Source organism: candidate division WOR-3 bacterium (genome assembly GCA_016867815.1).
GTDB lineage: Bacteria > Hydrothermota > Tepidihabitantia > Tepidihabitantales > Tepidihabitantaceae > UBA2258.
On sequence record VGIR01000074.1, the window covers coordinates 1 to 15,614 of the forward strand.

Genomic DNA, 15,614 nt, shown 5'->3' on the forward strand with positions numbered 1-15,614 from the left:
CGCCGTGATGCCTGCAATGACACCGGCTGCGGCTCACGCAACAACTCCTGCCGCGACTCAAGCAACAGCTTCAGTTGCGGCTCAAGTTACGATGCCGGCTACGACACCAGCTACGGCTCAAGCAATGACGTCCGCTGCGGCTCCTACTGCGACTCCAGGCATGACTCCGGCCTACCGCCTTGATCGAGGCTCTGCACAGAAGTGTCCCACTACTTCCCAGACGAGGACAGACCGAAGGAACTCAGGAGGGCTGTCGAACTCCGGACTTGACAGAGGGCTCTTCAGAGAAGTGTCCCGGATCCTCCGCATGCGGGCGGCTGCCACGGACGGCTAGCGGGCAAGGTGGATTCATAAGCCGTCCGCATGTCCACCTGCGAGGTCGGCGCCGGAACCACGGAATCCTGACCTAGGCCTGAACGCTCGCCGGGCCGCTACTGCTCCAGAATCACCGCCGTTCCACCAGCCACGTCAGCTCCGGCCCTCCCCGTGCCAAGTCCGCGGCCGCCCGGCCGACCGTGTATGTCACGGAGTCAGAACTGCTGCCCCCATTCGAGTACACGGTGGCCAGGTTCGTCATCGTGACGTCGGTGGAGCCCGTGTTCGAGACTACGGACGTCTGTGCATAGATGACGCTGCTTGCATGGGCACCTACGGTGGTATCAGTCAGCATGCTGTCCGGGATGCGAATCTCGCGCCACTGACCCTGTGCCCAACCGGCGACGCACTCCTCTCGCACTCTGACGCTGTCGAGATTGACTTCCCGGCCGCTATTGCTCACGGATATCTCCCAATGAAGACTGTCGCCGCTCGCGGGGTCCGGCGGACTCACGGCGTTGTCGACCGATATGGGTCCCCGCGACTCCTGCTCACATGTGATTGTCGTGGCTACTACACAGACCACCAAACAAACGAGAGAAGACGCTCTGGAGAGCATCGTGTGCCTCCTTTCCAGGCAACTGCACCGACTGACCAGGCCGGAATCCGAGCCGGGATCACACCGAGCATACTCTGGAGACTCCGCTTCGTGGCTCGGCAACCGAGGGGTTCGGCAAGAGCTATTCGCTTGAAGCCGACCGTTCCGCGTTCTCACCTGGTCAGGACTACCTTCCGTTCAACAGCCGCGTTGTCAGCAGTACCCCGACACAGATAGACCCCGGCTGGTACGAATCGCCCATTCTCGTCGGCTCCATCCCAAATCGCCCTATGAGCTCCGGGGGGCAGTCTGGATGACGCCAAGGTCCTAACCAACCTGCCGGCGGCATCGTAGACCGCGATCGAAACCGACGAGTGACTGGAGACCGTGTAGCTGGCGTACATCCGACTACCGAATGGTGTCGGACTCACGAGCAGGTGGAACGAGTCAGCGCTTGCCCGAGCCCGCGAGCAGGTGACAGTCGTCGGCACGTCCCAGTAGGGGTTCAGACGCGAGTCAGCGAAGATGTACCAACAGGTTGCGCTCAAGTCCAGCCTGGCAAAACAGACCACCGAGCCCCAGTAGTTCTCCTGACCGGTGTATATGACCTCAGGCAGACAAGCGACGATGCCCTTGAGGTCACCGCGGCCGGCAGAGTCCTGCCATTTTCTCAGTTCGCCGACGTACGATGCGGCCGAGGTCGAATCACCGCGCAACTGCAGGGCACAGGAGGCCTGCCCCACGCCCTCCCACCAAATCCCATCCCGAATCGTGCCGAAATGGAACCCCTTGAAGCCGAGAGTTTCCACGGCGCAGTTGCCCGCAACCCAGTCCATGCTTCCCCGATATGCAGTCGTATCCTGGGTCGCGAGCAGCGGCCCGGTCTGAGCCTGCAGTACGCCCAAGCTGTCTACCTGCGAGGCGTCGATGGTCCCGTTCCAGAAATGGCCGCTGCCCGGGTCCCACATCGCAGCCATGAACCCGTAGGCGCGGTCCACGTTCGCGAGCCACGACGAGTCGCCGGTTGCGGCGAAGAGCCGCTGGAAAGCCGCGTAGAGATTCGCATGGTGTGCCGTCGACTTCCACGCCACGGCCGAGGGAGAAGGCTCCGAGCCCAGGAACCCGCCCCTGAACCCAGGGACCCCGGATGCATCGTAGCAGTTGCCGACTATCCACTGACCAAGCGAGACGGCATTGTCGCGATACCTGTGCTCTCCGGTCGCAGAGTCGTAGCTGAGCCACGCGGTTATCACCCAAGCCATGTCACCAACACAAGTCCCCACCTGATAGTTGTCTTCGGACCATCTCGAGGAGTCAATCGCGTGGCGAACAACCAGACCGTTGAGCACAATGCTGTCCTCATTCCACCACCCGGTCAATAGGGCCTTGCCCGTGACGTGATCGGCGATGTCGCCGGTGCGGTAGGCATTCCTGAGTCGTCCGTCCGAGTAGTATCTGTCGTTGACCTGACAATACTGGAAAGCGTCGCCGATTATCCGCGCGCGCCTGATGTCATCCGACTGGCCCCGGGCCACGAGGGCTATCATGGCCAGAGCGTTGGCCTCGGTCGATGCCTTGTTGAGAGTGAGGTACTTGTCTTGGTGATACACAACCGGGATCGTGCTCTGGATGAGTCTCGGCGAGTCTGGTCTGGCCAGGTCATAGGAGACATCGTCGACGTAGAACCTGCAGCCGTAGGGATTCGAGGACTTCTCAACGACGATACCGAAGAGCCCTTTGACGCTGCGCAGGTTGGCCCCCACCAGATCAATGGTGTACCACTGCCACTCCGCCGTCAGGGTCGCGTAGATCTCGCGTCGCAGCGAGTCGCCTGGTTCGCCGCCTACCTCGAATCGAACCGCCTCGCCGCCGTGCTCGCCCTTTGCCCAGAATGAGCAGATTGCGGCGCCGGCAAGGTCGTACCCGACCGGGTCCGAAAACCGAACGGCAGACCAATCAGCCCTGTCAGCGCTGAACTGCATCGCCATGCACGTAAGCCCGGAGTGGACGCTGGAGGTGAATGCCTGCTGGAAAGACAAAGCACTGGCGGAACTATCCGGCCCGCACATGACCTTGACCTGCGCCATGTGATTGCCGCCTGCGTCGATGTCGGTGTAGATGGCGAACGAGTTATGGTACTTGTCCATCGTTTCGGCAAGATAGAGATAGGCGTTGTTCACGCCCAACTGCGCTGACGGCTGGCGGCAGAATCCCGTGGCTGCCAACAGCAGGGCGAGCAGCAATGACACCGTGCTGCACCCGGATATCGTCAGCGATGACCGCGCCCATGGCCTGCTCCGCGCGATGGTACTGTCCTCTGTTTTCATAGCTTCTCCTCCTCGTGAAGGCACTGATGGCACCTAGAAGTGCACCATGAAGAACGGCAGGAAGATGCCCTGCAGACCGATAGCGCCCATCCCTAGCGTTCCCACGGCCCCGAGTATCAGCAGGGCCGGAACGAATAGGGCAGGCGCGAGAACTCTGTTGCTCCATCCGAACCTGTGAACCAGACTGCCCAGTATCAGGCTGATGGAGAGCGCCAAGAGAGAGAGATTCACGAGCCGCAGGCCTACGGCGGTCAGGAACAGGCCGAGGACAAGCTCGGGCACGAGTAGCGAACACCGCCGCGTCGGATGGCCTTGTGATCCGCCGACTTGGCGCCTGTCGCCGGTCACAAGAAACACCGCCCTTTTTGTGAACAAGTAGTTGAAGGCGCTCCAGAACGACGCAAAGACGAGCGAGAGGTACGGCACCGTCGATAGGCACAGCAAGCGGAGCGTCTTGGCCGGCCTCCGGAGCATCGGTCCAAGGCAACCCAGTATCGGCGCGACCATGGTCAGGATGGTCAGCGCATAGAAACCGGCCGTGCCGATGGACTTGAACTCCTGCCGGAATACGCATGCGGTCCAGAGCCTGACGTTCAGGCCCGGGAGCGATATGTTCAGCGGCTTGTCGATTCCCCAGTAGGCCGGGAGCACCAGGCAATAGAGGAACAAGAACAGCAGATAGAACGCCGGCAGATAGAGGGAGGTACACGAGAACAACACGTCAGCTTTCTCATACCATTTTACTCCCCGCGCCCGGGCGAACCCTCCGAAGCCTCTCGCCATGTACTCCAGACTGCCCTTGGTGTACTTGACCTGCTGCTTGCGCAGTTGCGCATACGACTCCGGGAAGTCCTCCAGGCTCACAACGCCGGGAACGAAGTAGCCCGTGTACCCCATCTCTCTTATCTTGGTGGAGAACGCCAGATCCTCGGAGACAACTTCAGGAAAGCCGCCCGCCTGTTCCCAAACATCGCGCCGGATGATCCCGCCGTGGCCCAGGAAGACGACAAAGCCGTACTTGTTCTTCGGCGGGAAGTAGACCGTCCAGAGCGGCAGTATGCCCTCAGCCAGGTCCTGAGCGAACCGGGACTTCTGGACCGGATGGGGCGAGTGGCTGCCCTGCACGAAGGCAATCCGCTCGTCCAGGCCGAAGTAGGGGGTCAACTTGGCCACGAAATCCGGCGGTATCACGCCATCCGCGTCCACGAGAGCGAAATAGGGATACCCTTTCACGTAGTTCCGCAGCGCGCTGTTGACGTTGCCTGCCTTGTAGCCGTCACGGGTGCCGCGCCGGACCACGGTCACTTTGTCGGGGAACCGCCCGGCAAACGCGTCGACCTCGGCGATCTTGCCGGGGTCGGTGCTGTCGTCAAGGACGAAGACGTGGTGTCGGCCGTAGGCCTGTTCCACGCACGACACCGCCGCGCGCAGGCTGAAGTCGTTACACGTGGTGTACAAGACGGCAACCGGCGGAGGGTCCTTCGCCAAGGCAGGAGCGGGTCGCCGGTCAAGCCGGGCAAGCAGAGAGAAAAGGAACATCATCAGGTAGTAACCGCCATACAGCCAGAAGACGTCGATGCACAACACAAACAGCAGGACCGAGACCCTCGCCGGTATGCTGGTCGACGAATGCATCAACGATAGCAGGCGCGGGTTGAAGAGGAGGATGCAGGCCACCCAGAAGACCAGCAGGGATGCGTACATCAGACCGGTCTTCGACAAACCGCCCAGCCGCCCGGCTCGTTTCACGCTCGTGCTCTGGTTCATCGCACGCTCTCCCTACCGCTCCAGCCCGATATCATCCACGAAGATGGTGCCGGACATCTCAGTCCACTCGAACACAAACTGCAGTTCGTCGAGGTGGGTGAGGTCCACGCCCTTGCGAGCGAAGTCCTCCAATGGAACCGTCACCTTCTGCATTGCGGTAGTCAACGGACAGTACTTCTCGATGTCCACGCACTCCCGCATGGTCCCGTCCGTCAGGTAGATGTTGGGCTTCTCACCGCCCTTCTCGCCGCTTGCGTAGAAGATAAGGTTGCGGTACTGGCTGGCGTCTACCCCGCGCATCTGGACGTTCCATGCGGCATAGGAGAAGTCGCCGCCGCCGAAGTCCTTGCCGATGTTGCCGCCGAACGATACGCGATAGCAGGCCGATGAGCCGGGCCGGGCGTGCTTGGTGTCGCGCTCGGCGCCGATGGCCCCTGCACCATGCGTGAAGGTGAACCGTCTTCCACCGACCAGGTTGAAGCTGTCCTCTGCTTCGAAGTCATCGATGCGGGACAGGTCCACGTCCCGCTCAAACTGGAGCTGGTCAATCACCGCCGTCCCTTCGCCGGCTCCGGCCAGATTCTCGAAAGCGAAGGTCGCGTTCGCCAGGTCACCCCAGTCCGTGAGCTTCGCGAACGCGGTCAGTGGAATCGCGACCTTCTGCCAGTTGTTGTCGATGCCCCGCGCCAGGTACTTCCGAACCGAGACCTTGCTCTCGTTCCCGCGGCCGTCCTTGAGCCCGACCTGGAAATCACTGCTTCCGACCACGCCCTTGACCCAGAAGGTCAGAGCACCGAACTCCCTGGCGTCCAGCTTGCCGAGTTGACTCCAGTATCCGGTGTAGCTGCCGCTCGGGGTCACGTCCCAGGAGAAGCGCACCGCCTTACCCCACTTCCCGCGCTCGTGCGAAAGTCTCAAAACCGCCTTGCCCATCTCATCCCAAAAGGCGCCGGTCGTTCCGCCCAGGCTGTTCACGTCCTCAACGCGGTCGAAGCTGTCGACAACAACGAAGGAGGGAGAAGCCGCTTTCTTCGCATCACGCCTGACTGTGAAGTTGTCCACGGATAACGCCGCGCCCTGGCGGTTCTCTCCGAAGTCCAGCTTCATGAAGCCGCTCACGTTCCAGTCGGCCAAGATGAGCTCGTCAACGACGTAGTTCGCCGTCTTGGTGCGCAGCATATCGTAGAGGTTGAAGCTAGCGTGGCGCCACTGGTCGTCCGGAAGGACACCTTCTATCGCGCCAATGTCGGTGATGTTCACGTTCTTGTACTTCAGGTCCTTCGGGTCATCCGTAAACCTGATGTCATACCACCGGTCCGCAACCTTGGCCAGGAAGTTTATCTTCACGTCGGTGGGAATCCGGTAGTCGAACTCGACAATCGGGAATTCCCGGGCGTCGAACGGCGTGGTGCAGACGTTGCACGCGAAGTTGCCGTCGCGTCCGGAATTGGTCAGCTTCATGCTGTACCTGCCCCGACGGGCGGTCGTGCTGTCGCGAGTCACGGTCGCTCCGACCTCGCCGTCGCGGTTCGACCACTCACCCGAGCCGTCCTCGAACGTGTTCCAGACCAGCCGCCCGAGCGAGTCCGCGACAGGCTTCTGCTGTGCGTTGGGTGCGGGTGCGGCCCAAGCAATCGAACGCTCGGCCGGCGACTGACTCGACAGGACGGCATACAGTGCCCGCTTCGCGGTCAGACCGTGGATGGGCGTGACCAACTTCCTCTCGCCTTCCTTCCGCGCGGTCGGAAGGTACTGCCACAGATTCCGGGTCCAGTCGTAGGTGTAGATGCCGAGGCCGTTTAGGTCCAGGCCGGCAACGTCACTCTCTGAGTACTCGAACTCAAGCGAGACATCCTTTGTGAACTTGTCCCCCGGCTCCCTGAACTCATAGACATCGCCGACCTGCCTGTGCGCCGTCGGAATCGCCGGGACGCTTTCAGCCGGCTTGATGGCAAACAGCCGGAACGCCTCTGTCACGGACTGCTCCGGAAACACCATCCTGACCTTCTTGTCCGTGCTGATGGCATACCCGCCAAGGCACTGCGGAATCACCCTGCCCACTTCGCACGTCACCCGGTCCTCAACCGAGTCGCCATCCTTGCCGTATACGACGAGCCGAATCGTGTACGTCCCGTTCAGGTCAATCGTGTCGTTCTCGGGATGCCACGGCAGATGCTCGAATTCAGTCAACCCGGTATTCCACGTCGCAAGGTTTCCCCGGACGTCTACGTCCCCCTGCAGCAGCTGTACCGAAGCAGCATCCATCTCGCACGTGGACTGCGACAAGGATGACGAGTCGATCAGTTCCCACCGCACGGGACTCGGGCCGTTTCCGTATTCTGCCCTGTATGCTCGAAAGTGCTTTCCAGCGGCTAGGCCGAAGATTGGTATATCAGACCGAAGGAGACTGCCGCTCTCAGGGATGGCAACCCTAGCCACCAGGTTCGCCTCTTGGGCTTCACCCCAGACAGCACGAGACCGAGTGGGTCCAATTCGCGGACGCTGTATGTACGTCGGACAGAAGCCGCCTCCGTACACCCACCCTCCCCAACTGGGGAAGTGCAACCACGGACCCCCACCGCTGGGGTACCTCCAAACCCACGTGTTGCCGTGCTTGCCCACCACTGGGCAATCGGGCACCAGTTCCTTGTCCGGGGCGCGCTGAGACTCCCACCTTTCGTCCTGGATGTCACCGTCTTCGGGCTTGAAGAAACCGGGTATCGCCCCGGGCGGCGGAACCGGAATCCAGTTCGGACCAAAAGGGCCCGCCCATCTATGCGGTACAAACCTCAAACCAGAAGGATCCGTCCTACCCACCGGTTCGTTTCCGGTGTATCTATAGACGTTGGCGTCAGGAGCGAGGCCGAGAGGGTCGGCACTCCCGAACCGCCCGATGCTGGGGTCATAGTACCTGGTCCGCAAGTAGTAGAGTCCCGTTTCGTTGTCGAACTCCCTGCCTGAGAACATGAAGCGATTCCCGACGGAACTCGTTCCGCTAGGTTCTCCATAGACAGAATACTCGTAGCTCTCAACAACTTCCTGCCGACTATCTGTTAGGTCCGTCACGCTGCCCAACGCGTCGCAATGGTAGTAGTAGTCCTGTCCCGCCCGCCTCATCAGGAGTACCTCGTCGATTCCTACCCCATACACATAGCAGGCCACGCGCGACCGATTGACATAATCGGAAATCACCCTGTCTCCATCGGAGACGTAGACAGTGGTCGTATCGGATACCTTGCGCGAAGAACGTCTGCCCCGAAGGTCGTAGCCGTAGTCTGTGACCAGCGATGGGGTCGTGACTTTGGCCAGTTGTCCACTTCCGGCAGGCCCGCCGACCTCGTATTTGTAGGTGATGGTCCCGGAAGAACCGGTCTTGCTCTCCATGTTCCCGTCCGAGTCGTAGGAATACGTCGTGTTGCCGGCGCTGGTGTACTGGTTGAGCAAGTTGGAGCTGTACGGAACCATACCACCAGGTCCGGTGACTCTGGCCCTGTTGCCTACGGGGTCGAGGCTGTAGGAATACGTCGAGTCCCCGGGATAGGTAACCTCTGTCAACTGGTCCGTTCGGTCATAGTCATAGCTGTGCTGGCCGCCCGGGGCCGACATGCCGAGGCGGTTGCCGACGTTGTCATACGTGTATGCGAAGCGAGAGATGACTTCGCCGCTTGACTTGCGGTTCGCCAACTCAAGGAGATTGCCGGCGGCGTCGTATGAGTAGGTCGAGTAGGCTCCGTTTCCAAGGGTCTTCTGGATGCGACGGTCCGCGTTGTCATACGAATAGGTCACAACCTGCCCGAAGTAACCGCCGATGGAAACGAGGCGGTTGCCGCCGTCGTAAGTGTAGACGAGGTAGTCGCCTTCAGGATAGGTGAGACGGATCCGGTTGCCGACAGCGTCGTACTGTGTACGCACTGTCTTGCCGCCCGGCGGCACTTCCGACGTGACGCGACCGAGAGCGTCGTGGGTGAACCGCAACGTGCCGCTGCGGTCGCGCAGGCTGGTCTGGTTGCCCGCGGCGTCGTAGGAGAAAGTCGCCGTGTTGCCCGAGAACGCGTCGGTCAGCAACTGCCCCTGCGCGTTGAATGTCCGATTGCGCGTCATGCTGCGACGGTTGGTGACGCTGGTCTTGTTTCCGTACTGGTCGTAGCCGTACCGTTCGGCCGATGCGTCCGGGTAGGTGACGACCGTGTTGTTGCCTCTGGAGTCGTAGCTGAAGGAAGTCTGATTGCCGTTCGCATCAGTAACGCTGGTCACCTGGTTGAAGTCCGGCTCGTACAATAGCTCAGTCCGGTCGCCGAGCGCATTTGTGATTTCCAGCGCATTGCCGAGCGAGTCGTACTCGAAACTAGAGGAGTGCCCATTGGCGTCGGTGAAACCAGTGAGGTTGTACGCCGAGTCCCAGGTGAAGTACGAGGTACTGCTGCGGGGGTCAACGAGAGAGGTAACACGTCCGTCGGGGTTGCAGTTCAGCGTGACCTGTTCGCTTAGAGCGTTGGTTGCGGTCATTTGGCTGGCCCCGTAGCCGTATGTGAGGCGGGAACCGACCGAGTTGCGCACCTCGGTCAGCCTGTCGGCGCCATCGTAGGTGAAGTAGAAGGGCTTGCCCAGCGCGTCGGTACGGGCCGTCAGGTTGTGGTTGCTGTCATAGGAGTACTGGGTCTGCCCGTTCAGCGGGTCGGTGACCGAAACGAGGTCGCCCGAGCCATCATAGCCATACCGCCATGTGCGGCCGGCCGGGTCGGTGATACTGGAAACCAGCCAGTCGCTGCTGTAGGACAGGGTCATCGTTCTGCCCGCCGGGTCGCGCACTTTTGTCGGCAGCCCGCGGGAGTTGTATGTCAAGTTGAACTGGTTGTTGTTCCTGTCGGTGACCGCCGTGAGCAGACCAGAAGAATCGAAGTCGTAGGTAGTGCCGTACTTCTCGCGCAGGCTGTAGGAGCTATCCGAGTTCTTCGTCAACCTGGAATGGTCGTACGCGCGTGAACGATAAGAACCGTCCGAGTTCCGGGTGTAGTAGTACTCGTCCAGTTCAGGCGTGAGCACCATGACCAGCAGGCTGTCGTCCAGCTCCAGCAGCCGTCTGCCGTAGGTGAAGTTCCATCCGTAGCCGAACGGCCCGACATAGCCGGTGCGGCAGTCGTATGTGCGCGTGACCTGCAACGGCAGGCCCCGCGCCGGCAGCGCCAGGTCCGTAGCCGCCTCAGTCTTGGTCGGCAGCGGTAGCCTGGACTCGATGGCGATGACCAGGGAACTGTCCCAGGCAGTTTGCCGCGCCGTGTCGGTCAGCGATACGGTCACGCGGTAGTCCACTGCCGGGTTCAGCCGCCAAGCGTCCCAGAACCAGTAGTATCCGGCGAACACGCCGCCTCGACCCTCGGGATTGATCACCATGTTCTGCACGCCCGAGTTGTAGCCCTGCGACGCCGAGACGACCTGCACCGTGCCGCTGACAACGCGTCCCAGCCTTGCCCTCCTCATCATCTTGGTCAGCCGGCGGTGAGACTTGGAGCTGGCCTGAAACCGCGCGGCCGGCAGGCCCATGCCCAGGGCCAAGGCGCGCGCGTACACCTGTATCCGCACAACAGAGTTCTTCATGAAGACGTTGTCGGAATCGTTCCACACGTACGAGGCGACCCTGTCTATCTCCAGCGGCAGTTTGAACGCGGGCGATTTCTTGACGACCTCTCCCAGCGTGCGCATTTCAACTGCCGTGCGGGGAACGATGACTGCGCTCGCGGGTGCCTGCGCAGGCGCTTCGACTATCGAGATGACCAGCGAGGAGTCGGCGACCGCCCGGCCTGCCGCGTCGTTCACCCAGATCCTAACACGGTAGTCGGGGGCTGGTTTCAGCCCAGACGTATTCCAGAATCCACAAACGGGAACGCCGCCACGGGCGGACACGAGCAGGCTGTGAGCACCGGACGAGAACGCAGCGGAGGCCGACGAGACCTCAATCGTACCACCTTCGATTTCCCCGGTGCCTGCCCTGGGATAGACCTGGATTCTGACAAGGGAACTGCGCGGGTACTTTCCGCTGGAGTCACTGCCCACATACGCGGCAACTCTCTCGATCTGCACTCCGACCTCAGTTGGCGCGACTGCGAGACCCAGGCACTTCGGGGCCTCCGCGGACCGTGCAACAAAAGGCGAGTTGCGGCCTTCCCCGAGCGGGACGCCGGACTGCGACCGGCTGGAACCGCCAGTCGCAAGGCAAAGAGCCGCGGCTGCGACGAATAGGAACTTCCATCTATCCACCCTGGCCTCCTCTTCAGCGGCTAGCGGAGAAACCGTCTCCCCGCGACGATCCGGTCCTGCGGAGCGAACTTGTCTGACTGAGTGTGCGTCGTACGCCACTCAGCTTGACAAGCGTAGTGAACCGAGGCAGGACGTGCTTCGGTCTCGTACACCCCTGCCCGGCACGCTAGTCTAAGGTGCCGACCCTGGCTGTCAAGCTCTGCGTCGCTGCCCATAGACAACCGAGTCAACCACCCCGAAACACCGCTGACGGGCGTCCGCCAACGCGACCAACGCCACCGAGAGCGGGACGGGTTCCACCGTTTCCTCGAAACTACCCTGGGGGAACTAGGGGGGGGAGTTAGGGCAGTCGCCTGTTTGGCGACTCGCTGTAACTAAGGACAGGCACCTCATCTCTCGAAGCTCCCACGAGGCATTGCAGATTGCCGATTGTAGATTGCAGGTCGGCGAAAGTAGATCAGCCGCGGTCTGACGGAGTCGGAACCGCGCGAAGTTACCCGGGTTTTCCGGCTGCGGTGATGGTCCAGCCCCGGCGGCGCCAGGCCGGCTAGGGCAGCGTGTCGCGGCGAAGGTAGAGCTGGAGGTCGCGGCGCACGGCTGAGCCGAACACACCGACCCCGCCGGTCACACGGTTCACGTACTGACCGCCCCCGTCGTCGACCCAGTAGAAGTAGTTGGAGTCCACCGCGTAGATGCTGAGCCGCTGGCTCACAGCGGTGTCGCCGTAGAGGAAGGCGAGCTGCGGGATGTTCACCTTCAGAGAGTCGTAGTCGTCGCCGAGCGAGTCGTTCGCTATGACCAGGTCGAAGACAAACTCCTGACGCCGCTGCTCAATGCGACGCGACAGGTAGTAGCCTTTCGCCCCGGGGCAGCGGCTCCAGCCGATCGAGTCGGCCAGCGTCACCGTGTCGCCGTCTTCGGGATAGAGAATCGTGAAGTCACAGGGAGTGATCGTCGAGGCGTTCACCGTGTCGAACCCGGCGCGGGTCACGCGTAGCCGGATGGTCTCATCCGGGCCGATCGCCGGTGCGGAGCCGGTCCAGTCGAACGCGTAGCGGTCGCGGTCGGCCCAGGGCAGGCGGAACGAATCGGCGGCACGGAGGAGCCACACATCGGCGCCGACAAAGGTGCTGTCGAACTGCTCGTCCAGGCCGTAGGTCCGGTTGACCTGCACAGTTGCCGCGGTTGCGCCAACCCGGAGCTGGGCGTGGACCGCGAGCTCGGGTACGAACTGCCCGTCCGGGCCTCCGTCGCACCCGAAAAGAAGCGCCAGCACGAGCGCCAGCGCGGCCGCCCGCCCCCCGGAGTGATAGTACATCCGTTCCGCGATGCCTTTCATCTAGAACCTCACCTTCACGCCGATTGTGGGCAGTATCGGCAGGTTCCCAATCTGGTCCCGTTGCGGCAGCCCCTGTTCGTTGACTTCCCAGAAGTAGAGCAGCGGGTTCGTGGCGTTGTAGGCGTTGATGACGTCGACGAAGGCGGTTATCTCGCCCCAGCGTTTGGTCCAGCTCCGGGCGAGACCGACGTCGAGCCGGTGGTAGAGCGGGTAGCGGAAGCCGTCGCGCCTGGAGCGCAGGTACTCCCACTCGCGTTCCGACCAGTTGAACGGCCGCTCGACATAGCGCGGGAAGTAACCAAGGTAGCCGGAGTAGGGCAGCCCGCTGCCGAGCGACCATTTGGCCGTTACGTCGATCTGCCACCAGACCTTGGGGAAGCTCAGGACCACGTTGGCCGAGTGTCGGCGGTCGTAGTGCGGCGCGTACTCATCGGCCTCGCCCCGGATTTGGCGCCGGGTCCACGTGTACGAGTAGGTCACCCAACCGTTGACTCGGCCTTCGGTCCGGCGCAGCATCAGGTCGAGCCCGGTCGAGTAGCCGTCGGCCGGCAGGAGCGAGTCGGGTTGCGTGAAGCCTTCCCCATACCTCGTCTCCAGCAGGTTGTCGTAGAGCTTGTAGTACGTCTCGGCCGAAAGGACCAGATCGGTTCCGAGCCACTGCTCGACGCCGGCAATCCCGTGCCAGGCGGCCGGCGTCGCCTGGAACTCCTGCACCGGCGCCCAGGCATCGAAGATCGAGAAGACCGCCTCGGTAGAGTTCGACGTCAGGATCTGCTGGGTGAACCGGCCCGCCGCCAGATTCACCGCGGTGTTCTTGAGGGGTTGGTACTTGATCCCGAGTCGCGGCTCCGGTTCGAACCGGCGCAACGCGAAGTCCCAGCCGAGCCGCAGCCCCGGTTTCACGAAGAGCCTCATCTGGATAGCTTCCCACTTGCCGTCGGCATAGACGGTCACCGGCCAGAGCGTGTCCGAGCGGGCAAACGTGATACCTGAGAACTCGGTACTGAAACTCGAAAGCATGTAGCGCAGTTCCGTGCCGAAGTCGAGAGCTAGCCGGTCCGCCGCGTACCAGTTCGCGTCGGCCTTCACCGCGCAGTCGGTGACGCCCGCCTCGAAGCGGGCCGTGTCCGGCGTCCCGACCTGGGCGGCCAGTCCGGTGAAGAAGTTGCTGTAGGAACCGATGACCTCAGCGTAGAGCAGCGGCGACACCACCCGGTGCCAGTGCCCGGAAAACCCCCGGTTGCCCCAGCGGAGACGGCCCGACAGGTCGCCCGAGCCGCTCGCGTCCGAGAAGCTGAGTACGTCCTCGGCCAGGATGCCGGCAAGCGTGAATCGCGACTCGTCCACCGGTTCGTAGTTCACCTTGCCCATAAGGTCGTAGAAGTAGTACCCGAGCCCGTCTACCCCGAACGCCCGCAGCAGAGGATCGGCGATGTAGGTCCTGCGGCCGGCAACGAGGAACGAGCCTTTCGGGATCGGGCCTTCGACCAGTCCCTGGGCGGCGATTACGGACGCCGAGCCGCTGCCGGTATACTCCTTGGTGTTCCCCTCGCGGGTGGTGACGTCGAGCACCGAACTCATTCGACCGCCATACTTCGCCGGAAACCCGCCTGCCAGCAGGGTCACGTCCGAAACCGCTTCGGAAACGAATGGCGAGAAGAGCCCGAAGAGGTGCGACGGGTTGTAGACCGTGATCCCGTCGAGCAGAATCAGGTTCTGGTCCGGTGAGCCGCCGCGTATGTAGAGTTTGTTGGAGAAATCCGAGGTCGTGACTACCCCGGGTAGTAGCTGGATGGTGCGGAAGAGGTCGGGCTCTCCGCCCACCCGCGGCACCCACTGGAGCTGTCGCGTGTCCAGGCGTGTCGTGGACACCTGCACCTCACGCTCGAACCGCGCCCGCTCGGCCGTAACCTGTACTTCCTTGACCCCGATCGAAGCCCGCTGCAGTTCGAAATCCACGTGAAGAGGTTGGCCTTCGCGGACCGACACTCGTCGCCGCTGACTTTCGTACCCAACAAACGAAGCCACCAGCTGGAAATCGCCGTCCGGTACCCCGGGAATGAAGAAGAGACCGCGAGCATTGGCAGCCGATCCCAGCTCAGTACCTTCCAGGTACACGTTGCTGTAGGCCAGGGGCTCCCCGTTCTTTGCGTCCCGCACCTCGCCGTTCACCACTCCGTACTTCGCGGCGGCAGCCGCGACCAGGGACAAGACTAATACCAGCGAACGCATCTTCACTAGATGCAAATGATAGCCGTGAGGACTCATCCTGCAACCCCGACCTGATCCGCAAGACCGAACGGGCGGTCGAATTGCCATGCGTGACGCAGGCTGTAGCGTTAGGGAACAGCGGATGTGACGAATCTGAAGCCAAAGCAGATGCCCGCGCCCAAGTCACTGAGCTGGAGCAAATGGGGAATACCAGCACGAGCGGCAGGAAGGCCGCCAACCTACTCTTCCTCGACCGGGCCGGGCAGCGCATACCCGTGACCTATGTCTGCTCTAAGGGTTTCTGCAAGTGCCTGCGGCAGAGCACCTTGCGCGACGACCGACTGGCAGATGAACCATCCTTGGTCCGGCTGCGTCTAACGTATGAGAGCACGGCAGCTCGGTATCGATAAACGGCTCGGTCATAGACATTGTCGTGATACTGGGTTGTACGTGACTCTCTTTTCTCTTTGTCTGACTTCGCCATGCACCATGCTCGTGCGAGAGCGAGCTAACTCACTCAGGGACTGACAGATAATCGGCAGGAAGCGACAGCACCATGATGGCACGGGTGGCAGGATTCCCGTGAGCGGGGGCCGCGTCTAACCAATTGAATCTATGTCGCTACTAAGTGAAGCTGTGAAGGTGAAGACCGGACAGTTCCTGGCCAGACTGGCTCACGAGCATGTCCCTCGGTTAGTTGAAATTCCTAGCGGCTCCCACATCACTTTAGGCAACTCTCTCTGTTGCGTCAATTTCTTTCGGTGACGCGGGCCGTTCCAGTGCACTCAGCAATGCGGGGATG

General features: G+C 61.9%; 6 protein-coding genes. All 6 read right to left on the reverse strand.

Annotation, left to right across the window (positions count from 1 at the left end):
- Positions 1 to 445: 445 nt before the first annotated feature.
- Complete coding sequence (locus FJY68_10730; protein ID MBM3332300.1) at positions 446 to 778, reverse strand: hypothetical protein; 333 nt, start codon at positions 776 to 778, stop codon at positions 446 to 448.
- Positions 779 to 1,086: 308 nt separating this feature from the next.
- Positions 1,087 to 3,240, reverse strand: coding sequence for a hypothetical protein (locus FJY68_10735; GenBank protein MBM3332301.1), 2,154 nt, complete (start codon positions 3,238 to 3,240; stop codon positions 1,087 to 1,089).
- A 33-nt stretch (positions 3,241 to 3,273) separates the two neighbouring features.
- On the reverse strand, positions 3,274 to 5,007 hold the full coding sequence (locus FJY68_10740; protein MBM3332302.1) for a glycosyltransferase: 1,734 nt from the start codon (positions 5,005 to 5,007) through the stop codon (positions 3,274 to 3,276).
- Positions 5,008 to 5,019: 12 nt separating this feature from the next.
- Positions 5,020 to 11,262: a hypothetical protein gene (locus FJY68_10745; GenBank protein MBM3332303.1), complete on the reverse strand. Its 6,243-nt coding sequence runs from the start codon at positions 11,260 to 11,262 to the stop codon at positions 5,020 to 5,022.
- Positions 11,263 to 11,809: 547 nt separating this feature from the next.
- The gene (locus FJY68_10750) at positions 11,810 to 12,601 is read right to left on the reverse strand and encodes a DUF4249 family protein (GenBank protein ID MBM3332304.1); all 792 of its coding nucleotides are present in this window, start codon (positions 12,599 to 12,601) and stop codon (positions 11,810 to 11,812) included.
- The gene (locus FJY68_10755) at positions 12,602 to 14,920 is read right to left on the reverse strand and encodes a TonB-dependent receptor (protein ID MBM3332305.1); all 2,319 of its coding nucleotides are present in this window, start codon (positions 14,918 to 14,920) and stop codon (positions 12,602 to 12,604) included.
- Positions 14,921 to 15,614: the final 694 nt, after the last annotated feature.

Excerpts from the sequence above, each read along its gene's own strand:
- FJY68_10735 (MBM3332301.1), bottom strand. The coding sequence starts at position 3,240 with ATGAAAACAGAGGACAGTACCATCGCGCGGAGCAGGCCATGGGCGCGG.
- FJY68_10740 (MBM3332302.1), bottom strand. The coding sequence starts at position 5,007 with ATGAACCAGAGCACGAGCGTGAAACGAGCCGGGCGGCTGGGCGGTTTG.
- FJY68_10750 (MBM3332304.1), bottom strand. The coding sequence starts at position 12,601 with ATGAAAGGCATCGCGGAACGGATGTACTATCACTCCGGGGGGCGGGCG.
- FJY68_10755 (MBM3332305.1), bottom strand. The coding sequence starts at position 14,920 with ATGGCAATTCGACCGCCCGTTCGGTCTTGCGGATCAGGTCGGGGTTGC.